This is a genomic window from Synechococcus sp. CBW1006 (assembly GCF_015840525.1).
GTDB lineage: Bacteria > Cyanobacteriota > Cyanobacteriia > PCC-6307 > Cyanobiaceae > CBW1002.
In genome coordinates this window covers 2,222,758-2,244,120 of record NZ_CP060396.1, presented here as the reverse complement: position 1 = coordinate 2,244,120, position 21,363 = coordinate 2,222,758, and the positions used below count along the sequence as shown (strand labels likewise).

General features: G+C 65.0%; 18 protein-coding genes and 2 pseudogenes. 17 read left to right on the top strand and 3 right to left on the bottom strand.

Annotated features, from left to right (window positions below; genetic code table 11):
- Positions 1–69: 69 nt before the first annotated feature.
- From H8F26_RS10800 to H8F26_RS10750, 11 genes are all read left to right on the top strand, one after another.
- Positions 70–1,584, top strand: coding sequence for a DUF3370 domain-containing protein (locus H8F26_RS10800; RefSeq protein ID WP_197153937.1), 1,515 nt, complete (start codon positions 70–72; stop codon positions 1,582–1,584).
- 58 nt (positions 1,585–1,642) lie between these two features.
- Positions 1,643–2,731, top strand: a complete 1,089-nt coding sequence (gene bchI, locus H8F26_RS10795) for a magnesium chelatase ATPase subunit I (RefSeq protein ID WP_197153936.1) — start codon at positions 1,643–1,645, stop codon at positions 2,729–2,731.
- Between the two features lie 12 nt (positions 2,732–2,743).
- Positions 2,744–3,208, top strand: coding sequence for a crossover junction endodeoxyribonuclease RuvC (ruvC, locus tag H8F26_RS10790; protein WP_197153935.1), 465 nt, complete (start codon positions 2,744–2,746; stop codon positions 3,206–3,208).
- Between the two features lies 1 nt (position 3,209).
- Positions 3,210–3,809, top strand: coding sequence for a 5-formyltetrahydrofolate cyclo-ligase (locus H8F26_RS10785; RefSeq protein WP_197153934.1), 600 nt, complete (start codon positions 3,210–3,212; stop codon positions 3,807–3,809).
- A 125-nt stretch (positions 3,810–3,934) separates the two neighbouring features.
- On the top strand, positions 3,935–4,117 hold the full coding sequence (locus H8F26_RS10780) for a hypothetical protein (protein WP_197153933.1): 183 nt from the start codon (positions 3,935–3,937) through the stop codon (positions 4,115–4,117).
- Positions 4,118–4,125: 8 nt separating this feature from the next.
- Positions 4,126–4,644 (top strand): hypothetical protein, encoded by a 519-nt coding sequence (locus H8F26_RS10775; RefSeq protein ID WP_197153932.1) that lies wholly within the window; start codon positions 4,126–4,128, stop codon positions 4,642–4,644.
- Between the two features lie 4 nt (positions 4,645–4,648).
- On the top strand, positions 4,649–5,140 hold the full coding sequence (locus H8F26_RS10770; RefSeq protein ID WP_197153931.1) for a SufE family protein: 492 nt from the start codon (positions 4,649–4,651) through the stop codon (positions 5,138–5,140).
- A gap of 47 nt (positions 5,141–5,187) precedes the next feature.
- The gene (locus H8F26_RS10765) at positions 5,188–6,492 is read left to right on the top strand and encodes a homoserine dehydrogenase (RefSeq protein ID WP_197153930.1); all 1,305 of its coding nucleotides are present in this window, start codon (positions 5,188–5,190) and stop codon (positions 6,490–6,492) included.
- Between the two features lie 237 nt (positions 6,493–6,729).
- Positions 6,730–6,963 (top strand): hypothetical protein, encoded by a 234-nt coding sequence (locus H8F26_RS10760; protein ID WP_197153929.1) that lies wholly within the window; start codon positions 6,730–6,732, stop codon positions 6,961–6,963.
- Between the two features lie 116 nt (positions 6,964–7,079).
- Positions 7,080–8,786: an ABC transporter substrate-binding protein gene (locus tag H8F26_RS10755; RefSeq protein ID WP_370594616.1), complete on the top strand. Its 1,707-nt coding sequence runs from the start codon at positions 7,080–7,082 to the stop codon at positions 8,784–8,786.
- Complete coding sequence (locus tag H8F26_RS10750; protein ID WP_197153928.1) at positions 8,783–9,802, top strand: ABC transporter permease; 1,020 nt, start codon at positions 8,783–8,785, stop codon at positions 9,800–9,802. The genes H8F26_RS10755 and H8F26_RS10750 overlap by 4 nt, the downstream gene beginning before the upstream one ends.
- Before the next feature lie 7 nt (positions 9,803–9,809).
- On the opposite strand, the gene H8F26_RS10745 is transcribed toward H8F26_RS10750, so the two are convergent.
- Complete coding sequence (locus H8F26_RS10745) at positions 9,810–11,324, bottom strand: alpha/beta fold hydrolase (protein WP_231597759.1); 1,515 nt, start codon at positions 11,322–11,324, stop codon at positions 9,810–9,812.
- Between the two features lie 137 nt (positions 11,325–11,461).
- Here H8F26_RS10745 and H8F26_RS10740 point away from each other — a divergent pair, with 137 nt between their 5' ends.
- Positions 11,462–12,673 carry an MFS transporter gene (locus H8F26_RS10740; protein ID WP_231605137.1) on the top strand — a complete coding sequence of 404 codons (1,212 nt, stop codon included), beginning with the start codon at positions 11,462–11,464 and terminating at the stop codon, positions 12,671–12,673.
- Here H8F26_RS10740 and H8F26_RS10735 read toward each other — a convergent pair.
- Entirely contained in the window at positions 12,641–12,889 is a 249-nt protein-coding gene (locus H8F26_RS10735) for a hypothetical protein (RefSeq protein WP_197153927.1), read from the bottom strand. The genes H8F26_RS10740 and H8F26_RS10735 overlap by 33 nt on opposite strands.
- Before the next feature lie 363 nt (positions 12,890–13,252).
- On the opposite strand from H8F26_RS10735, the gene H8F26_RS10730 reads away from it, so the two are divergent.
- The 3 genes from H8F26_RS10730 to H8F26_RS10720 all read left to right on the top strand — a co-directional run bounded on the left by H8F26_RS10730 (position 13,253) and on the right by H8F26_RS10720 (position 16,980).
- A complete protein-coding gene (locus H8F26_RS10730; protein ID WP_197153926.1) occupies positions 13,253–14,506 on the top strand; it encodes an EAL domain-containing protein in 1,254 nt (417 codons plus the stop codon).
- Between the two features lie 295 nt (positions 14,507–14,801).
- The gene (locus H8F26_RS10725; RefSeq protein ID WP_197153925.1) at positions 14,802–15,854 is read left to right on the top strand and encodes an EAL domain-containing protein; all 1,053 of its coding nucleotides are present in this window, start codon (positions 14,802–14,804) and stop codon (positions 15,852–15,854) included.
- A gap of 52 nt (positions 15,855–15,906) precedes the next feature.
- Positions 15,907–16,980 (top strand): IS630 family transposase, encoded by a 1,074-nt coding sequence (locus H8F26_RS10720; RefSeq protein WP_370594615.1) that lies wholly within the window; start codon positions 15,907–15,909, stop codon positions 16,978–16,980.
- 677 nt (positions 16,981–17,657) lie between these two features.
- Here the strand turns inward: H8F26_RS10720 and H8F26_RS10710 are convergent.
- Positions 17,658–18,794, bottom strand: a complete 1,137-nt coding sequence (locus tag H8F26_RS10710) for an IS5 family transposase (RefSeq protein ID WP_197153730.1) — start codon at positions 18,792–18,794, stop codon at positions 17,658–17,660.
- A 129-nt stretch (positions 18,795–18,923) separates the two neighbouring features.
- Between H8F26_RS10710 and H8F26_RS10705 the strand changes: the two are divergent.
- Together H8F26_RS10705 and H8F26_RS20150 are read left to right on the top strand one after the other, a co-directional pair.
- Positions 18,924–19,766: pseudogene (locus H8F26_RS10705) on the top strand (IS5 family transposase); the annotation flags it as partial.
- Between the two features lie 513 nt (positions 19,767–20,279).
- Positions 20,280–21,361: pseudogene (locus tag H8F26_RS20150) on the top strand (ISAs1 family transposase).
- The last annotated feature ends 2 nt before the right edge of the window (positions 21,362–21,363 follow it).

Sequence of the window (21,363 nt, the reverse complement as noted above, 5' to 3'; positions counted from 1 at the left end):
TCCCCTCCTCCCCAGAACGCGCCCTTGGGCGCCCTGTCTTTGCTCCGACTGCCGATGCTGCGCCCGCCGATGACGCGTCCTTCCCTTGCCCGCCCGCAACCTGATTGCCATCCGCCGACCCGCCAAAAGCCGGCCTTCCTCAAGCCTGTTGCCCAGTGCCTTCGCGTCCTGAGAGCGCCTCTGCTGGGACTGCTGGTGCTGAGCGGGAGCGCAGCCCTGCCCCTGGCGGCGCAGCCCAAGGCGGAGTCCAGTGCCGATGCCAAGCCGGCGGAGCCGCCGCCGCCCCAACTACGGCGCCAGAGCGTGCGGCCCCTCCCCGGCGGGCTCGATGCCGTGCCGATGATCAACGACAACAACCCCGAACTGATCCGTGGACCGGGGATCCTGCTGTCCACCTTCGCGCCGGCAGGACGGGGCGTACCGCAGGCCCACCTCAACCTGCCCCTGAACGGCCGCTTCGACCTGTTCAGCCACCACGTCTATGCCGGCAAGCCGGAGAGCCTCGATTCCACCCTGTGGCTGGCCGTGGTGGCCGCACCCCGCGGCAATCACCCGGTGACCCTGCGGCTGCTCAGTGGCTCCACGGCCCTGTCCCAGTCGCTTGATCCGGCCCAGCCCTCCGCCCCCTTCCTGCCCCTGCCGGAGTTGTTGCAACAGGGCTCAACGCCGGTCTTCTCCGGCCCAGGCAGCCGGGTGGCCACCGAGCTTCTGCAGCGTTACAGCAGTCCCCTGTTCCCGGAGCGCTGGACCCTGGCGCCCGGCAGCCTCACCACCTTGATGGTGCTGGAGATCCCCGTGCGTGGCCTCGACCCGCTGCTGAACGGCCGCAACCTGCAGTTGCGCCTTCAGAGCGATGGACCGGTGGATGTGGCCACCCTGGCCACCTTCGGCGATCTCGACACCCCGCCAGGCAGCGAAAGCTGGCAGGCCCTGCTCGAGGGCCCACTCAGCCCTCGCGAGCACACCCCTACCCCCCGCGGCCATAAGGGCGGAATCATCTATTCGCGCGTCAGCGGCGTACAGACCGGCAGCACCTGGCGTGGCCAGATCAGTGATCCCGGCAGTCCTTATCTCTCAGTGCGTCAGGCGCCGATCTCCTGGCCAATTGCCTCCCTGGAGCGGGGCAGCCTCGGCACGGGCCAGGTGCAGACGGCGGAACTGGCGGGCTTCTACCCCGGCACCGCCTGGGCGGCCCATGGGAACTACGGGGTTGAATACGACCTCAGCCTGCCGTTACGAAACGACACGGCCAAGCCGGTCCAGTTGCAACTGGCCCTGGAATCGCCGATCAAGGCGGACCAGGCCCAGGGTGGCCTCCGCTTCAATTCAGTGCTTCCGAGGGCCGTGATGTTCCGCGGCACGGTGGAGGTGCGGGGCCTGGACGATGCGGCCGGCAAGCCCGCCGGTCGGCGAAGCTTTCATCTGGTGCAGCGGGCCGGCCAGGCCGGCCCGGCTCTCGGGCGCATCAGCCTGGCGCCTGGCCAGGTGCGGCAGCTCCAGGTGCGGCTGATCTACCCCGCCGATGCCACGCCGCCGCAGGTGCTCAGCCTGCTGCCGGTCGAGCCTGACCCCCAGAGCCTGTGAAACAATCCGCTCCAATCGGCCCTTGCGGGCCCCGTCCCTCCACCGTGCAGGCAATCTCGTGAGTCAAGTCCGGAAGCGCCGGGTCTTCCCCTTCACCGCCATCGTGGGGCAGGAGGAGATGAAGTTGTCCCTGCTGCTCAACGTGATCGATCCCCGCATCGGCGGGGTGATGATCATGGGCGACCGGGGTACGGGGAAGAGCACCACGATCCGGGCCCTGGCCGACCTGCTGCCCGAAATCGACGTGGTGGCGGGCGACCCCTACAACAGCTCTCCCTTCGACCCCGACCTGCAGAGCGCCGAAGTGCGTCAGCGGGCTGAGCAGGGCGAAACCCTCCCCACCGAAGCCCGCCAGGTGCCGATGGTGGACCTGCCCCTGGGCGCCACCGAAGACCGTCTCTGCGGCACGATCGACATCGAGAAGGCCCTCAGCGAGGGGGTGCGCGCCTTTGAGCCGGGGCTGCTGGCCAAGGCCAACCGCGGTCTGCTCTACGTGGATGAGGTGAACCTGCTCGACGACCATCTGGTCGACGTGTTGCTGGATTCGGCCGCTTCGGGCTGGAACACCGTGGAGCGGGAGGGGGTGAGCGTGCGCCACCCGGCCCGTTTCGTGCTGATCGGTTCGGGGAACCCCGAGGAGGGCGAACTGCGGCCCCAGCTGCTGGATCGCTTCGGCATGAGCGTGGAGGTGCGCACCGTGCGTGATCCCGAGCTGCGGGTGCAGGTGGTGGATCAGCGCACCGCCTTTGATGACGACCCCGATGGCTTCAACACCGCTGTGCAGACCACCCAGGAGGCCCTGCAGGCGAGGGTGGTGGAGGCCCAGCAGCGCCTCGGATCGGTGGTGATCGACGATGACCTGCGCATCCGGATTTCGGGAGTGTGCGGCGAGCTCGACGTCGACGGTCTGCGCGGCGACATCGTCACCAACCGGGCGGCCCGGGCCCTGGCCGCCTTCGAGGGGCGCACCGAGGTGAGCGAAGACGATGTGGCCAGGGTGGTGGCCTGCTGCCTACGCCACCGCCTGCGCAAGGACCCGCTGGAGCAGATCGATTCCGGTGATCGGGTGGTGAAGGTGTTCTGCAAGGTGTTTGAACGGCCTGTGAGCACCGATCGGCGCGACTTCGAGCTGGCGCTGGCCGGCTGACGGCCTGCCGGCATGCGCATCCTTGGTATCGACCCCGGCCTGGCCCGTGTGGGCTACGGCGTGATCGACACCAGTGGAGGCCTGCAGCGCATGCTCGACTGCGGCATCATCCGCACCGATCCGGGCCGCAGCGAGGGGGATCGGATGGTGGAGATCGCCCGGGATCTCAGGCTGCTGATCCGCACCTGGCGGCCCCAGCTGGCGGCGGTGGAGAAGTTCTTCTTCTACCGCTCCAGCACCACGATCTCGGTGGTGCAGGCGCGCGGTGTGCTGATGATGACCCTGGCCCGCTTCAAGGTGCCGGTCGTGGAATTCCCTCCCATGCAGATCAAGCTCGCCCTGGCTGGCTCGGGCCATGCCGAGAAGCAGGAGGTGCTGGAGGCGGTGATGCGGGAATTGCAGCTGGAGATCCCGCCGCGGCCGGACGACGCCGCCGATGCCCTGGCTGTTGCCCTGACGGGCTGGTTCCAACGCTGAGATGGCGGACCCGCTAGATGCCTGCCCCAGCACCAAGGTGCAGCTGCGCACCCACTGGCGGACCCGACGGCGCGCCCTGCTGCCAGCTGCCGCAGCCGGCCTGGCTGCCATGGCCCGGCGCCACCTGCCGGCCCTGGTGCCGCCGCAACGGAGCGTCGGCCTCTACTGGCCCCTGGCTGGCGAGGCGGATCTGCGCGGGCTGGCCGACCTTTGGCCCGGTCGCATCGCCCTGCCCTGGGCCCCGGCGGCGACGGCCTCCGAGCGGCAAGTCCTTGATTACCGCGCCTGGCAGCCTGGGGAGCCGCTGCGGCCTGACGGCTGCGGCATCCCGGCGCCCTCGGATCCGCAGGCAACGCTGGATCCAGCGGAGCTGGCGCTGCTGCTGGTGCCGGCCCTGGCGGTGGATCGCCGCGGCCTTCGCCTCGGCTATGGCGGTGGATGGTACGACCGCCTGCGGATCCTGCCCGCCTGGGGGGATGTGCCGGCGCTGGTGGTGCTGCCCCAGGGTTGTGTGGTGGAGGCGCTGCCGGCCGATCCCTGGGACGTGCCCTTCCAGGGCTGGCTGAGCGAAACCGGGCTGGTGCTGGTGCCCAAGCCCTGACCCTCAGGGTTCACCCCTCAGCCCCCACAATCATTGCAACCTTGTAACTCCTGGGCGCCAGGCCGCTGAGGACGCCGTGAATTTGGCAGGATCAGAACCTCGAAGTTCTGGTCGAGCCCGTTCTGATGCGTTCTCCCGCCCTCTCCGCCCTGACCGATTCCGCCCCCGAGCGTGTGCTCGCCTCAGAGCTCCAGGCCCGCGGACAGGCTGGTGGGTCATCCAGCGATGCCCTCTCGCTGATGGTGAGTTCGATGGTGAGGATGGTGCAGGCCGGAAAAAGCAGCGATAGTCGCTGGAAAGCGTCCTGAGGTTCCCCATGCGTCTCCGTGCCGTCGCGGTTCTGGTTCCGGCAGTGGCCGGAATCCTGCTCAACCCCTGTGCCGCCAGGGCCCATGCCGTGGAGAGCAGTCTGGAGCGCCTCAGCAGCCTCAACGACGACATGATGTTGCAGAGCCACTTTTCCAGTGGAGCGCCCGTCGCCGAAGCCCTGGTGCGGCTGATGCCACCCGGTGGCGGTGATCCGATTCTGGTGGGCCGTACCGACACCCAGGGCAAGCTGCGTTTCCAGCTGCCCGCGTCGATGGCCAACGCCGAAGACTGGGAAGTGCAGGTGGATGGGGGATCCGGCCATCGCGACTACATCGAACTGCCTGCCAAGGGCGACAACCAGGTTCGTCAGGTCACCAGCCCCCTCGGGATCGACGCCGCCTGGCAGCAGGAGCTCCGTTCTCCCGGCGTGCCACTGATCACCATTGGCCTCGCCTCGCTTGGAGGCCTCCTCTCGGCCGGGACCCTGGTGCGCCTTGCCCGGCTGGGCAGCCGCCGCCAGGGCTGAGCCGATGGCCAGCGGAAGTCCCTCCCTCGACCGCATCGTCGAGAAGCTCGGCAGCACCGCCGAGCCCAGACGCCGTTACGAATACGTGCTCTGGCTGGCCAAGAAGCTGGCGCCGTTGCCCGATCAGTTCCGGCAGGACGCCTACAAGGTGAAGGGCTGTGTGTCTCAGGTGTTCGTGGTGGGGGAGCTGGTCGATGGAACGCTGCACTGGCAGGGTGATTCCGACGCCCAGATCACCAAGGGCCTGCTGGCCCTGTTGATCGAGGGTCTTGAAGGGCTGACGCCGGCGGAGGCCGCTGCGGTGGATCCCGCCTTCATCGCCGCCACCGGGCTGCAGGCGAGCCTGACCCCATCTCGGGCCAACGGGTTTCTCAACATCCTGCGGATGATGCAGTCCCAGGCCGTGAGGCTGGGCCAGCCTGCTGCACAAGACGAGGCCGGTGCTCAGGGCGAAGATCCGGCGCTGGGCAACGCTCCGGCCCTGGGCAACGGTTGAATTCAGAGCGGATTTCTAGGATCAGTGGTTTGAGGGGCGTCAGCGACATGACCATCGGCATCGGCTTGCTCGGTCTGGGGACGGTGGGAGCCGGTGTCGCCGCGATTCTCAGCAGCCCCGAAGGCCGCCATCCCCTCGTGGGCCAGCTGGCCCTGCGTCGTGTGGCGGTGCGGGATCTGAGCCGGCCTCGCCCCGTGGACCTGGCCCCGGAGGTACTCACCACAAGCCCGGAAGCGGTGGTGGACGATCCGGCGGTGGACATCGTGGTTGAGGTGATGGGAGGGCTGGAGCCCGCCCGCTCCCTGATCCTGCGGGCCATCGCTGCCGGTAAGTCTGTGGTGACCGCCAACAAGGCCGTGATCGCCCGCTATGGCGAGGAGATCGCCGCTGCCGCCGCCGCACGGGGCGTCTACGTACTGATCGAGGCGGCTGTCGGAGGCGGCATTCCGATCATCGAGCCGCTGAAGCAGTCGCTGGGCGGCAACCGCCTGCAACGGGTCAGCGGCATCATCAACGGCACCACCAACTACATCCTGTCCAGGATGGCTGAGGAGGGGGCCGCCTATGACGCCGTGCTCTCCGATGCCCAGCGCCTGGGCTATGCCGAAGCCGATCCCGCCGCCGATGTGCAAGGCGGCGACGCGGCCGACAAGATCGCCATCCTCACCGGGCTCGCCTACGGCGGCAGCGTGCCCAGGGCCTCGATCCCCACGGAGGGGATTGACCGGCTCGACTCCCGCGACGTGGCCTACGCCGCTCAGCTGGGCTTCGTGGTGAAGCTGCTGGCCGTCGCCCAGCACCTCGGCACCGCAGACGATGGCACCGAGCTGCTGGACGTGCGGGTCCATCCCACCCTGCTGCCCAGACAGCACCCTCTTGCAGGCGTGCATGGCGTCAACAACGCCATTCTGGTGGAAGGCGATCCGGTGGGCCAGGTGATGTTCTATGGCCCAGGCGCCGGTGCCGGGCCCACCGCCTCGGCCGTGGTGGCCGACATCCTCAACATCGCCGGCATTCGCCAGGTAGGTGGTGCGCCGGGCCAGCTCGATCCCCTGCTGGCAGCCGGCAGCTGGCGCCGCTGCGGGTTGGTGGACGGATCCCGCACGCGGCATCGCAACTATGTGAGACTCCAGACCCGCGATCAGGCCGGTGTGATCGGCAGGATCGGCACCTGCTTCGGCGATGCGGGGGTCTCGCTGCAGTCGATCGTGCAATTCGAAGGGCAGAACGACGCCGCTGAAATCGTGGCGATCACCCACGAAGTGCTGGAGCAGCATTTCCGTACTGCCCTCGATGCGATCGAAGCGCTGGCCGAAGTGGAGGCGGTGGCTGCCTGCCTGCGCACCCTCTGACCCCCCTGGCGAAGCACCCCGTCGATGCGGCAGAGTGACGGCCAAACACTGAAGCAATCCTGAAGAAAAGAGGCACCACCCAGCCTCAGGCAACGCCCCTCAGCCCCCGAGTCCAGGTCGCCATCCCCTCACCGACCGGCTACCCAGTAGCCGAGCGCACAACCCCGCCCCGCCGCCATCGGAAGGGTGGGGGAACCGCCGGACATCCGGGAGCGTTGTTTCTTTCCTCCCCCGACCATGACCTTCACGTCCACCCCCCCGCATCAGGGCGATTGCATCCGGATCTGCGGCGATGATCAGCAGCTGTATCAGGTGATCGGCGTTGATCAGGCCGGGAACCGCTGCTGGCTGCGCCGCTGGCCCCTTGCCCGCCATGGCTGCCCGGTTTTTGAGTTGCCTCTTCAGCAGCTCCAGCCCGGCTGCGTCACGCCAGCCCCTCATCGTCCCCAGCCTTTCGCGTCCCGTTCCTGAGACCCGCCCTGCCGGATTGTCTCTCTGCAGATGGTCAAGCCATCGTTGAAGGCGACAGAGTCCTGCCCATCACAGGCGGTCCGTTGGCCTTGAATGGCCCCACTCGAGCGGTGACCTTGTCCCCAGCTCTGTCTGATTCCGTCTTCGCCTCTGCTCTGTCGGCACCGGACCTCCCCATTTCCAGAGTCCTGGCCCCTGTCCGCTGCCTCCGCTCACACCCGGGATCTCTGCTGCCGCTGCTGGCCCTGGCGCTGCTGTTGCCCCTGTTGGCGGCCTGCCAGCCGCAGCGTTCGCCCACCCGTCTGGTGGTGGCGACCAAGAGCCGCATCGATTCCGTTGATCCTGCCAAGGCCTCCCGGATCGGGGCGATGCAGGTGCTCAGTGCCCTGGGGGACCCCCTCTACGCCGTCACCACCGATGGCCGCCTCGAACCCCGGCTGGCCACGGCCCTGCCCACGATCAGCAGCGATGGCCTGAGGGCCCGCATCCCGTTGCGCCGGGGCGTGCTGTTCCACGACGGAACCCCGTTCGATGCCGCCGCGCTGGTGTTTTCGCTGAAGCGCTTCATGGCGATCGGCACCCTCGGCTATCAGCTGAGTGATCGGGTCAAGGAGGTGAGGACCAGCGGCAGCCACGAGATTGAACTGGAACTGCATCAACCCTTCAGCCCCCTGCCGCGGTTGCTGTCGGCCATTGTTCTGACGCCGATCTCCCCCACCGCCTATCGCAACCATCTGGACAAGCCGCTGAACGAGCGCTTCGTCGGTACGGGGCCGTACAAGCTCACTTTCTTCGGCGGCCAGCAGGTGCGGCTCACCCCCTGGAGGCGCTACTGGGGCCCAAAACCTGCCAATGACGGCATGGATCTGGTCACCCTGAGCAATTCCACCGCCCTGTTCGGGGCGCTGCGCAGCGGCGAAGTCGACGTTCTGCTCTCCAGCGGCCTGGAGATCGACCACGAACAGGCCCTGCGGCGCGATGCCCTGGCCGGTCGGCTGCATGAGGCCCGCGGCCCGGCACTCTCGATCGGCTTCCTCTCGCTGCTCACCGACCAGCCGCCCCTGGACAATCCCACCCTGCGCCAGGCCATCGCCCACAGCCTGGACCGGCAGACGATCAGCCGCCGGGTGAGCCTGGGGATGCGTCCGCCGCTGCGACAGTTGGTGCCCCCCAGCCTGCCGGGTTCCGATCCCAGTGCCTGGCCCGCCTACGACCCCGCCGAGGCGCGTCGCCTGTATCGCGCGGCTGGATACTGCGACGGCAAACGCTTCAGCCTGCCGCTCACCTTCCGCTCCGACATCCCCAGTGACCGACTGTTCGCCCTCACCTGGCAGGCCCAGATGCGGCGCGACCTGGGCGATTGCGTGACCCTGGAGGTGAGCGGCATGGAATCCACCACCGCCTACGACCAGCTCGCCAATGGAGCCCTGGTGCTGTTCTTCTACGACTGGATCGGCGATTATCCCGACGCCGAGAATTTTCTCGCCCCCCTGCTGAGCTGTCAGGAGCCCCAGGGCAACCGCTGCGCCAAGGGCAACAGTGCCCTGAGCGGCTCCTTCTGGACCGCCCCTGGCCTGGATCGGGAACTGGTGCTCAGCAGCCAGGTGGAAGGCCCTGAGCGGATTGGCCTGTTGCGCGCCATCCAGCGGCGCACAGCCGCCGCAGTGCCCTATCTGCCGGTGTGGCTGATGGAGGAGGGCGCCTGGAGCGGCGCCCAGGTGAGCCCACCCCTCTTTGATGGATCCGGGCGGGTGCGGCTGGAGGCGCTGCATCGACTGGGTCCCGGAACGGCATCCGGTTCTGGAGGGGAGGCCGGCCGATGAGTCGCCGCAACGAGCTGCTGCGTTATCTGGGGGCCCGCCTGGCCCTGGCGCCCCTGATGCTCTGGCTGATCGCCAGCCTGGTGTTTCTGTTGCTGCGGGTGGCGCCCGGTGATCCGATCGATGCCCTGCTGGGCCCCAAAGCACCCGCCGCGGTTCGAGAGGCCCTGCGCCAGCAGCTGGGCCTCGATCAGCCTCTGACGGTGCAATACGGCCATTTCATCGCCAATCTCCTGCACGGTGACCTGGGGGTCTCCCAGGCAAGCCAGGAGCCGGTGGCGGCGATCATTCGTCAGAGCCTGCCGGCCAGCCTTGAGCTGGGGGTCACGGCCCTGCTGCTGGCGGCGATGGTGGGTCTGGCCGTGGGCTTCAGCGGCATCGCCCGGCCGGAGGGAAAACTCGACCTGGCCGGACGCCTCTATGGCATCGGCACCTACGCCCTGCCGCCGTTCTGGGCGGCGATGCTGGTGCAACTGGTGTTTGCCGTCTGGCTGGGCTGGTTGCCGGTGGGCGGCCGTTTCCCTCCGTCCCTGCTGCCCCCCACCGGCACCGGCTTCTACCTGTTCGACAGCTTCAGGGCGGGCAACTGGAGCCAGCTGCAGGGCACGGTGCGCCATCTGGCGTTGCCTGCCGCCACCCTCGGCCTGCTGCTCAGCGGCATCTTCGACAACGCCCTGCGCCTCAACCTCCGCCGCGCCCTCGACTCCGACTACGTGGAGGCGGCCCGCAGCCGCGGCCTGGGGGAGGCGCGGGTGGTGCTGCGCCATGCCCTGCCCAATGCCCTGCTGCCGGTGCTCACCATCACCGGCATCACGGTGGCTTCCCTGATCGGCGGGGCCCTGCTGATCGAGGTCACCTTCTCCTGGCCCGGCATCGCCTTCCGGCTTCAGGAGGCGATCAGCCAGCGGGACTATCCCGTGGTTCAGGGGATCGTGGTGGTGGTGGCGGCGCTGGTGGTGATGGTCACGGTGCTGGTGGATCTGCTGGTGGCCCTGCTGGATCCCCGCATCCGCTTCTGATCCGCCATCAGCGGCTCAGATCCTTCTGCCAGCGGCGGGCCGCTGCGGCGTCGAGCACATAGGCGCCGACGCCCTCCTGCAGTCGGTGCTGGGGCGGAAGCAGGTCAGGACCCGTCAGGCCCTGGAGGAACTCGACGCTGACCCGCAGGATCAGGTTCTGCACCCGCTGCGGCTCCACCCCCACCAGCTCCTCGCCCAGCTGGAAGAGGACCTCCCCACGGCGTGAGACCCGCACAGGAGAGAAATGGCTACCCCCATCCACCACCACGAGGCGGCTGCGGGGCTGGCTGGAGGGCAGAAACAGCTCAAGCTGCTCACTCACCGGCGGCGTGATCAGGTCGAGGCTGCCGCCCACCATCAGCAGCGGCACGCTGAGGCGATCAAGTCCACGCCGAGGCCAGAGCAGGCTGCCGAAACCATTGAGCACCACCACCCCCCGCAGTGTTCCCTCCTGAAGAGAGGGCGGCGGGCGCAGCTCCAACGAGAGATCCGCCATCTGGCACTGGAGCAGCCTTGAGAGGTTGGTGATCGGCAGGCGGCGCAGGGCCTCGCGGCAGCGGCGCTCCAGCCCGGGCTCCGGCGCAGGTGCGCTGGCCAGAAGGGCGGTCATGGCGCCAAGGGAATGGCCCATCAGCACCACACCATCTCCCATCGGCGGCAGCACACCATGGGCCTCTGCCGCCAGCACGGCCTCCAGATCGGCCAGCCGATCCGGCAGGGTTTCGGCCCCGGGCGGAGGCTTTGCTCCGGCCAGCAGGGCCCGCATGGCCCCGGCATCACTGCCAGGGTGCTGCAGCACCACGGCAGGCCATCCCCGATCCGCCAGGGCAGCTGCCAGCCAGCCCAGCTGCTCGGAGTTGCCGCCCAGACCTGGCATCAGCAGAACCCAGGGGCCTGGCGCCTCCGTGCTGCGGCCACGCCAGAGTTCCAGCGGCAGGGGAGCGTCACGGTGATCCACCGGAAGCAGCAGGCGCTGCATCTGCACCTCCGGAGCCTCGCTGAAGGCCAGGGGACGCTCCTGGCGATCCGGCAGTTCCATCCGGCGCAGCCGTCGCAGGGCCCGCTGCTGCAGACGCAGCTGGTCGCGCCACTGTTCCGCCTGGGCCAGCAGGGTGTCGAGCTGCAGGTGCAGATCGTCGGCGGGCATGGCACTCAGCAGATCCAGCACGGTGACCTCGCCCCGCTCCTCCAACAGACGCCGCAGGGTGTCCTGCAGCAGGGCGGTGGAATCGCGACCATCGGCGTCGGTGAGAAGACTGCCCACCTCCACGAGGATCCGCTGGCCGGCCCAGCTGGTGAGCAGCTGCTCGCCGAAGGTTCGGGAACGCAGCAGTGGACCCCGCAGCAGGCGGCTCAGATTGTTGCGACTGCGCCCATCCATCAGCTCCAGCCAGACCGCCAGCTCACCTTTGCTGAAGTCATCGCCAGGTCCGAGCTGGCTGTCCTGAAGTCGGGTCCGGCGGCGGCTCCAGGCCTCCAGCTGCTCCAGGTCGATCGGAATCTCCAGACCGTCGAGGTGCACGTGCAGGCGCTCTGCCGCTGCCACGGGCTCGGCCGGCAGCCCGATCAGGCCCAGCAGCAGACTGGCCAGCGCAGACCAGAGACAGCGTGCGCGGTTTGACGGAGGAAACAGCGGAGTCAGAGACGGTTGCAGAAGAGGTGGCCCGAGCGGGCTCCTGGTTTCACCAGTTTCCCGCGCCTCTGCGTGAACTGGTCCTGATCCGGCTGATCGGGTCTCTGGGGGCTGGCGGTGTGGTCTATCTCACTCCGATGGTGTTCCACCAGGCCGACTTCAGCGCCAGCAGCGTCACCCAGGGACTGGCACTGGCGGCCCTGGCCGGCACCGGTGGGCGCCTGCTCTGTGGCCTCCTGCTGGATCGGGGCCTCAACTGCACGGTCCCCGTCCTGATGGCAGTGCTGCTTTCCCTGGCGGGTGACAGCCTGCTGGCGGGAGCCTGGGGCTGGTCAGGCTTCCTGCAGGGCCAGCTGCTGCTGGGGGCGTCCATGGGGCTCTACTGGCCGGCGATCGAGCTGGCGGTGCCCTTGAGCTGCGAGCCGGTTTCTTCGGCACGGGGCTATGCCCTGGCACGCAGCGCTGATGCGGCCGGGATCGCAGCGGGGGCGCTGCTCGGGGCCCTGCTGGCCTGGGGCGGCCGGTTGCGGGGCATCTATCTGGTGGACATTGCCTGCCTGGTTGTGATGGCCCTGCTGCTGCTGCTGCGTCCTCTGCCCGATCCGAGGCCCCGATCCCTTTCCAGGACTGGTGACACCTGGCGCAGCTGGCTGCCTCCGCTGCTGCCGTTGCTGGCACTGACGGTGCTGGCCACAGCGATGCCGGCGCTGATGCAGAGCGCCCTTCCGCTCGACTTAGTGCGCGGCGGGCTGCAGCGGCCACCCCTTCCGGATAGCCAGGGCGCCCTGATGATCGGATTGCAGCTGGCATTGCTGCTGCTGCTGCAGTGGCCCGTGGGGCAGGCCCTGGCCCGTCGACCGGTGGGCACGGGCCTCGGGCTCAGCCTGGTGTGCTTCGCCTGCGGCAGCCTGCTGCTGGCAGTCTCGGCCCTCCACGTGGGTGGAGCCTGGTTGATCATGCTGGCCCAGTTACCCCTGGCGCTGGGTCAGGCTGCCTTCCTGCCGATCGCCAGCGAGGCGGTAGTGGAACTCACACCCCTGAAACACCAGGGGCTTGCCCTGGCACTGTTCTCCCAGTGCTTCGCCGTGAGCGCCCTGACCGCACCCCTTCTGGCCGGCCAACTGCTGGATCGCCAGGGTCATGGCGCCGGCCTTTGGCTGACCATGACTTTGCTGTACCTGGTGGGGTTGCGTCTGGTGCGCCTCCTACACCCCCGTGCCGCCGGCCCCAGGATCTGAGTCCGGCACAGCCGGGGCGCCACGCTCACGCGCGGCGATCCAGGCCTCATGGGGCAAGGGTTCCGTGCCGTATTCCCAGTCGTCGTAGTCGGGATCGTTACGAATCTGTTGATGCACCTCCTTCTGCGCCTCAAAGTTGTGGGGATGCTCCGGGCTGGCGAAATTCTTCGCCGACTCGATCGGTTGGCTCGACGGGGATGGCTGGGATGACGGCATTGCATGCCTCCGCTGTTGACCTGGATTCTTGCCCAGCCGCCACCGATCCGACCACAGGCTGAGATGTGTGTGGCCGGCGCGGGGGAAGCATCGAAATTCCGGCAATCTTGCATAGAGTGAAGCAGATCAGCTTCAACGGGCCGTGCAGGAGGCTTGATGACACGGCACGAGGAGCATTCTCCGCAAGACCGTCCCGACCCCGATTCTGATCGGGTGAGTGAGGAGGCACTTGGTCAGTCCTCTGCCGACATCTTGGATCCCGCCCCCCCCCGCCACCTGGATGGGCACCAGTCTGACAAGCCCCATCGGCATCTCTACCTACCCCGGAAGCCCATCCGACCATCCCCCCGGCCCTTTCTGGAGGTGCTTGAGGAAGGTGGGGTCGAGGCGTCCGGTTCACGGGTGGATGCATGGCTACCCGATCTGCACGACCTGATCGAACACGAGCGACTGGATATCCACTTTCAGCCGATCCTGTCGCTGCGTCAGAAGACCGTGGTGGGGGTCGAAGCGCTGGCGAGGCCGCACCGCATGCGCGTGGGTGAAATGTTTGCCAAGGCGGCCGCCGCTGGTCGGCTCCTGGAGCTGGATCGCCTCTGTCGCCGCAAAGCGCTGGAGGCCTACAGGCACTTGCCCACGATTGGCCGGACAAGGCCTCTGCTTTTCGTCAATATTGAGGCTTCGGTGATCGACCGAGCGGTGGTTCACTCGGGATCCATGCTGAGCACGGTGGAGTCCTACGGGATCAATCCCAACGATATCGTGATCGAGGTGAATGAGAGCAAGGTACTCGACCCCGACTCATTAAGGAAGTTTGTGGATGCGCATCGCGATCTCGGCTTCCTTATCGCCATCGACGATCTTGGCGCCGGTGACAGCAACCTCCCCCGCATTGCCCAGCTGCGGCCCCACATCATCAAGCTTGACCGCAACTTGATCGCCGGAGTGGATCATGACTTCTTCAAACAGCAAACGATCAAGTCGCTGGTCAATCTCTGCCGCAGCATTGGGAGTCTCGTCCTGGCGGAAGGCGTCGAGACCCTGGAGGAGGTGGATGCCTGCGCCTCTCTCGGCGCTGAGTTATTCCAGGGTTTTCACTTCGATCGCCCCAAGGCTCCTGTCCACCTCGACCTTCCTGCCTTGTTGCCAGCCTTGGTCTCTGCTTCGCAACGGCAGAGGGACAATGCCGTGGATACCCTCCACGCCCGGAAACAAGTTGGCAGCGTCCTACATCGACTCGCCGGAATCGCTTGCGAACGATTGCAGGACTGCACTCCCGAAAATTTTGATTTAGTTCTGAAAGAACTGGTGCAGAACAACCCTGAGATCGAGGCCATTTACCTGTTGGACAGCCAAGGGATTCAGGTGAGCCAAACCCACATGTCCCATCCAGTGATTGGCCTCAAAAGCCGGCTATTCGGTCCAGCTCCCCGCGGCACGGACCACTCTTACAAGGAGTATTTTTTCAGTCTCATCCATGCTGGGCTGCAGCGTTACACCACGGACAGCTATATCAGTCTTGCTACTGGGCGACCTTGTCGCACCGTAACCGTGGTGTTCGAGCATGATTCAGATCAGGCTTTCGTGCTTTGCATCGATTTCAAGGTTTCAACCTGACCCAGGCTTCCATCGCGTGACCCGCAGAACTGCAGGGATCTCTCCCGCCGGCAAGCCTCCTGAGAGGCTGAACCCGATCAGCAAGAACAGAACCAAAGCGGAGTGAAAGCTTGCAACCGTGTTGGCGAATACAAAGCCTTTCACAGCCATGCTCTTACTATAATTTCTCAGGACGCTCGTTGCGAAGCGAGGGTCTGACGTGCTTACTCCTTTCCCAAGGATGGAAGATCCAGCCCCGCGGACTCGAAGGGAGACTACGGCCACCCCACAGGCGCAGATTTCACTCGATACCAGCTTGTCTGAAGAGATTCCACAACAGGATGACCAGACCAGTTGCGATGCCTTGGCTGAGCTGCTGACCAATCAGGATTTAGATATTGAATTCCAGCCGATTCTTTCGCTCCGCCATCAATCTGTTGTTGGAATCGAGGCCTTGGCCAGGCCGCGCACCATGGGCCTGGTGCAGATGTTCCTGGAAGCGGAAACCACCGGTCGCATGCTGGAACTGGATCGGCTCTGCCGTTTGAAGGCCCTGGAGAGCTACAGCCGTCTACGGTTCGCCGAAGGCTGCCGTCCGCTGCTGTTTCTCAACTTCGAGTCTTCAGTGATCGATCGTGGGGTCCTGGGCTCCGGCTGGCTGCTGGAGAGGGTCAAGGCCTCGGGTCTTGAACCCAGCGACGTCGTGATCGAAGTCAATGAAAGCCGGGTACATGATCTCGAGTCCCTACGAGACTTCGTTGATACTTATCGCCGGCATGGCTTTCTCATTGCACTTGACGATCTTGGAGCAGGTGACAGTAATTTGCCCCGCATCGCCCAGCTGCGTCCCCACATCATCAAACTCGATCGCCATTTGGTGGCCCATGTGGATCGCGACTTCTTTAAGCAAGAAACAATAAAATCCCTGGTTAATCTTAGTCGTAGTATCGGCTGCATGGTCTTGGCCGAAGGGGTTGAAACCCATGCCGAAGTTGACACCTGTGCCTCGTTGGGAGCGGAGCTTTTGCAGGGTTTCTTCTTTGCAAGGGCCAGGAAAGCTGAACAGCTTGATCTTCCTAGCCTGCTGGAGCCCCTTGCTCAGGCAACACGTCAACAGCGCACCCATGCCACTGATTCACTCAAGGCCCGCCGCCAGCAGAGTTTAGACCTGCAGCGACTTGCCCAACAAGGGTGCGCAGGCCTGCAGAAGGCGAAGCGGCAGGACTTTGATGCGGCCCTTTGGGAATTGGTGGCCAACAATACCGGCATAGAAGCCGCCTACCTTCTTGATGACCAGGGAATTCAGGTAAGCGAAACTCACATGGCCTCCGATGTCACAGTGCTGCCTAGTGTCCCGTCCTGGAAATAACAGCTAAAATCAGGGGTGTCACCCGAGGTGCCCTGTGGCGCTTGGTCGTCCGATGCCTCCGCTGGTCCTCAGCGAGGACGAAGCTCAGCAGTTGCGGGCCCTTGCGAATTCCCGGTCGCTGCCGCATTCGATCGTGCAGCGAGCCCAGATCGTCCTGGCCTGCGGAGCAGGCGAAACCAATACGGCGATCGCCAAACGAATGGGACTGACGGGGATGACCGTTGGCAAATGGCGCAAGCGGTACCGGGACCTTGGACTGGAAGGGCTCCATGACGAGCTGCGGCCCGGCCGGCCCCGCACCTATGAAGACGACAAGGTGGCTGAGGTGATCAACCGGGCCCTGCAGACCAAACCCACCGACGGCAGTACCCAGTGGTCCGCGCGCTCACTCGCGGCTGCCACAGGTATCTCCAAAACAACCGTTCACCGCTGGCTGCAGACCTTCTCCGTCCAGCCGCACCGCCAGAAGACGTTCAAGTTGTCGACGGATCCTTTCTTTGTCGAGAAGGTCAGAGACATCGTCGGCCTCTATCTGAATCCACCTGACAAGGCGATGGTGCTCTGCGTCGACGAGAAGACACAGATCCAGGCTCTGGACAGGACGCAGCCGCTGCTGCCCATGGGCCTCGGTTACGTCGAGGGCGTCACCCATGACTACATCCGCCACGGCACCACCACCCTGTTCGCTGCTCTGGATGTGGCAACAGGCGAGGTGATCAGCCAATGCAAGCCACGCCATAGGCATCAGGAGTTCCTGGGGTTCCTGCGCCAGATCGAGAGGTCCGTCCCCGAGGAGCTTGATGTCCACTTGATCGTCGACAACTACTGCACGCATAAGCACGCCAAGGTGAGGGCCTGGCTGGCGCAGCGGCCTCGCTTCCACGTGCACTACACACCCACCTACGCCTCCTGGCTGAACCAGGTGGAGCGTTGGTTTGGGATCATCACCCAGCGGGCGATCCGGCGCGGCAGCTTCTCCAGCGTCAAGGAGTTGATCGCCAAGATCGAGCAGTTCGTGGCGGCCTACAACAAGACCAAGGCGCCGTTCAACTGGACCGCGACGGCGGACTCAATACTTGAAAAGCTCCAGCGACTTTGCTCACAAATCTCCGGGACGGCACACTAGCCGCCTCTTTGAGCCGGCCCGCCGCGGGTCGGATCACTCCTTCAAAGAGTATTTCTTCAGCCTCATTGATACGGGCCTTTCCCGATTCACCACAAATAGCTATATCAGCCTCGCAACGGGCAACCCCTGCCGCACCGTCGCGGTACTCCTAAGGCATATGCAAACCGCATCCAATTATGGGCACCTCGAAAAATAAGCTATATCTCCAGTGTTCTGCAGGCATGAAAAAGCCGCCATAGGGCGGCAGGCGATAGCAGTTTGCATTGGCAAGTGAACGTTTTACAGCTTTATCGGTGCCTCCTACGAGGATTCATGCCACCACTGCTGCATGGCTGATGCGCTGAAGATAGCGAAGGAAGTTGAAGGTCAAATTCTTCAGCCCCCACCATGCCTCGTTCCTTGCCAGCCCAATCTTTCGCGTCAGCTTCCCACCCATTGACATTGTCATGCAGCCGAAGACATGCTCCACACAAGCTCTAATGGCTGACTTGACGCGATTAAGAGTTTGCTGAAAAACCAACCCACGAGCCAGTTTTCCACAGGCATCAGTGGATTTCCGGCTCAAAAAGACGGATCGGCGGCTATCAGAGCCGCAAACAGCCCGATTTCGGCATCGTTGGCCTCTCTGCAAGGCATTGGTTGAGGCCTATTGGGCACACCTCTGGACAACGGGCTGTTCATGCCGCCTCCATCGCGGGCTTGAGCAGGTTGCCCAGGCGGATCAGGTTGTAGGCGATCACATGCAGGCCAAACACGGCGCCGACCTTCTCGGTACCGCGCAGTTTGAACTGGCGCAGCCCTCCGAACGCCTTGATCCAACCAAACACCTTTTCGATCCCCCGGCGGGCGTTGATCGATTTGGAGTAGCCCACGTGACGGGTGGTGCGGCCATCAATGGCTGAGCCACCGCTGCGGGCCGTGTTCTGGGCCACGTGGGGCGTGACACCGATCCGCCGCATCTCAGCGACAAACCCTTTGGTGTCGTAGTTCTTGTCGGCGCCGACGGTCTTCTGGTGGGCACCGGTGAGGTCTGCTGCCATCTCTTTGGCGGCATCCCGCTCACCGGTGCCCGTGGCCTGGGTGACGCGGCAATCGACGATCAGGTCGTGGCGGTTGTCCATGAGGACATGGCCCCGATAGCTCAGCTGCGCTGGATGGGCATTCGATTTCCGGGCCAGCCGTGCCTCAGGATCGGTGCTGGAGCGGTGGGTCTCGTTGCTGAGCTTGATGCCGCGAAAGTCCCCTTTGGCGCGCTTCTTTCCCTCTTTGGGAGCACCGAATCCTTCGCCAGGACCTGTGGGCGGAGGCGGAGGATCCTCCTGGCCATCGATCCGCTCCAAGGAAGCGTGTGACGCCCAGGCCTGGAGCAACGTGCCGTCCACCGAAAAGTGCTCGTCACTGAGCAGCGGTTTGACCTCGGGTGCTCCCATCAGCTTCTCCAGGAACAGCCCCATGACGTCGTCAGTGAGGAGCCGATCACGATTCTTGGTGAATGTGGTCGGATGCCAGATCGCATCGTCAGGGCTCAAGCCCACAAACCAGCGGAACAGCAGGTTGTAGTGGACCTGCTCCAGCAGCAGCCTCTCGGAGCGGATGCCGTAGAACGCCTGCAACAACGAGGCCAGCAGCAGCTGCTCTGGCGGCACCGATGGTCTCCCTTCTGAGGCATACAACCTGCAGAAGGTGGGATTGAGTCGATCGAGGGCCTGATCCGCCAGCTTGCGAATCCGCCTGAGTGGATGGCTGGTCGGGATCCGCTCCTCGATCGAGACGTAGGAGAACAAGGAGCCGCTGCGCTCCTGCTGACCTCGCATCAAACCTGGGGCAGTTGCCCTATTTTCGCAGAGGCGGCGGGGTTTTTCAGCAAACTCTTAAGGAGGCTCTGGAAAACCGAAGCGATTCACGGGACAATGACCCTGTGATCGCGGGCCAGGACTGGAGTGGTGGGCGGCAAGCAGCTCGACTTTTCGGACTATGAGCTGACTACTGCCAAAAAGCAGACCAAGCGGGAGAAGTTTCTTTCCGAGATGGAGGCGGTGGTGCCGTGGCAGGCGTTGATGGCGTTGATTGAGCCTCACTACCCCAAAGCGAGCAAGAAAGGCGGCCGTCCTCCATACCCACTGGCCACGATGCTGCGGATCCATCTGTTGCAGCAGTGGTATTCGCACAGCGATCCGGCCATGGAGGAAGCCCTGATCGAGGTGCCCACCATGCGCCGCTTTGCCGGCATCGAGCTGATCAGTGACCGAATCCCAGATGAAACAACAATCCTCACTTTCCGCCACCTGTTGGAGAAGCACGGGCTGGGCGAGCAGATTTTTGAGACCGTCAAGGCGATCCTGGCGGATCGGGGCGTGACGATGCGCCAAGGCACGATTGTGGATGCCACCTTGATCGCGGCGCCCAGCTCCACCAAGAACAAGGAGGGGAAGAGGGATCCGGAGATGCACCAGACCAAGAAGGGCAATCAGTGGTTTTTCGGGATGAAGGTCCATGCCGGCGTGGACAAGGACTCAGGCCTGATCCACTCGGTCGTGGTCACCGCAGCCAACGTGCACGACCTGACACCGGCAGCCGACCTCCTGCATGGTGATGAGGAGGTGGTCTACGCCGATGCCGGCTACCAGGGCATCGCCAAAAGGCCTGAGATGGCAGGCAAGACCACGGAATTCAGAGTGGCCATGCGACCCGGTAAACGCAGGGCGCTACCGGAGACGCTAGAGGGAAGGCTGCAAGATCTGATCGAAACGGCCAAGGCCCACATCCGCTCCAAAGGTGAGCATCCTGTCCCGTGTCAATCAGGTTGATGGCTTGTGCCAATCAGGTTGACCGGTGAGCCGGTTGAATTTTGCTGCGGCACCAGGCCTGAAATCCTGATGGGGCCTCGATCGTGCCCATGGCTGTCGTGGCGCGTCAATCAAGTTGTGGTTCTGGCCTCAATCTCATGGCGAGAGGGCCAGTTTTCGTGTCGCCGCCTTGGTTTTGCCGGGCTGGGCCGGTGTTGCCGTTGATCGTGGCGGCCATGACGTCCGCGTCAATTACGTTGGCGGGTTGCTGGAATCCTTGGAAACCCTTGCGGCAGCTGCCTTCTGCCGGTAGCTCTCGCCCTTGATCCCGATGATGTGGCAGTGGTGCACCAACCAGGGCCTATTAGAAGTCTGTCCCTGTAGGCCTGGACCGGTAGCCCCGGCTACGGTGTCGTGCGCGGGAACCGCCCTGCAGCCTTGCCGTCACTCCCTGCTGAGCCCGCCGCCGCTGGCGATCTGATCAGCTTTCTCAAGGCGCTGCCTGATTGCCGCATGCGCCGCGGCGTTCGTTTCCCTCAGTGGTGGATGCTGCTGGTGGCGATCCTGGCGATTCTGAGCAACGAGGGTTCTCTGGTCGGCATCGAGCGGTTTGCCCGACGTCACCGCGAGGTCCTCAACGAGCTGCTGGGCACCGATTTCGGCAAGGAGCCCTCGGATTCCACCTTCCGCCTGCTGCTCTCGCAACTGGACGTGGCTGGCTTTGAAACCCTGTTGCGCCAATGGATGTCGGCCCAGCCCGGCGTCGCTGATGACTTCGACACACTTGTGTGTGACGGCAAGACGCTGCGGGGCTCGATCGCTGAAACCGACTCTGGCGCAGCGACATTCATTGCTCAGGTCAGCCTCTACTCCCAGAGTCTGGGCGTTGCGATCGCCCAGACCACCTACGCCACTGATGCCGGCAGCGAAACCCAGGCATTGCGGCAGCTGCTGGAGGCGATCGAGCTGGAGGGCGTGCTGGTTCAGGCGGACGCGTTGCATGCCAACCGCCCTTTTTCCTGTTCCTCGCCCAGCGCGGTGCCGACTTCTTGATTGCGGTCAAACACGGACGCCGCAAAGGGTTTCGGCTGATCCGTGATCGCCTGACCTACAGCCGCAAGGTGCCCTGGGAAACCAGCCACCATGAAGCTGGCCATGGCCGCGACATCGTCTGGACGCTGCGGGCGATGCCAGCACCAGACTGGGTGATCGAGCAATGGACCGGCAGCGCCACGATCATTGCCGTGTGCAGCCAGGGCATTCGCGATGGCCGGCCCGTCGACGAGACGCGTTACTACGTCACCAGCCTGCGGACCAGCGCAAAAGCACTGCTACGCCTCGTGAGAAACCGCTGGAGCATTGAAAATTCCTGGCACTGGGTGCGTGACGTCGCGCTGCGGGAAGACGCCCACCGCTACCGGGAAACCAACGGCGTTCAGATCGTCGCCATGCTCCGCACCATGGCGATCAACAGCCTGCGGTTGAACGGGATCTGGTCGGTGACCGAGGGCATTGCCGCCTTGGCTCACGACATCAAGGGACTGCTGCGTCTGCTGGGGTGGCGTGCACCAGCAGAGCCGAGCCCTTCTGGATGACT

Excerpts from the sequence above, each read along its gene's own strand:
- ruvC (WP_197153935.1), top strand. The coding sequence starts at position 2,744 with ATGCGCATCCTTGGTATCGACCCCGGCCTGGCCCGTGTGGGCTACGGC.
- H8F26_RS10780 (WP_197153933.1), top strand. The coding sequence starts at position 3,935 with ATGCGTTCTCCCGCCCTCTCCGCCCTGACCGATTCCGCCCCCGAGCGT.
- H8F26_RS10710 (WP_197153730.1), bottom strand. The coding sequence starts at position 18,794 with ATGCGAGGTCAGCAGGAGCGCAGCGGCTCCTTGTTCTCCTACGTCTCG.
- H8F26_RS10775 (WP_197153932.1), top strand. The coding sequence starts at position 4,126 with ATGCGTCTCCGTGCCGTCGCGGTTCTGGTTCCGGCAGTGGCCGGAATC.
- H8F26_RS10735 (WP_197153927.1), bottom strand. The coding sequence starts at position 12,889 with ATGCCGTCATCCCAGCCATCCCCGTCGAGCCAACCGATCGAGTCGGCG.
- H8F26_RS10785 (WP_197153934.1), top strand. The coding sequence starts at position 3,210 with ATGGCGGACCCGCTAGATGCCTGCCCCAGCACCAAGGTGCAGCTGCGC.
- H8F26_RS10720 (WP_370594615.1), top strand. The coding sequence starts at position 15,907 with ATGCCTCCGCTGGTCCTCAGCGAGGACGAAGCTCAGCAGTTGCGGGCC.
- H8F26_RS10760 (WP_197153929.1), top strand. The coding sequence starts at position 6,730 with ATGACCTTCACGTCCACCCCCCCGCATCAGGGCGATTGCATCCGGATC.
- H8F26_RS10765 (WP_197153930.1), top strand. The coding sequence starts at position 5,188 with ATGACCATCGGCATCGGCTTGCTCGGTCTGGGGACGGTGGGAGCCGGT.
- H8F26_RS10800 (WP_197153937.1), top strand. The coding sequence starts at position 70 with ATGACGCGTCCTTCCCTTGCCCGCCCGCAACCTGATTGCCATCCGCCG.
- H8F26_RS10750 (WP_197153928.1), top strand. The coding sequence starts at position 8,783 with ATGAGTCGCCGCAACGAGCTGCTGCGTTATCTGGGGGCCCGCCTGGCC.
- H8F26_RS10770 (WP_197153931.1), top strand. The coding sequence starts at position 4,649 with ATGGCCAGCGGAAGTCCCTCCCTCGACCGCATCGTCGAGAAGCTCGGC.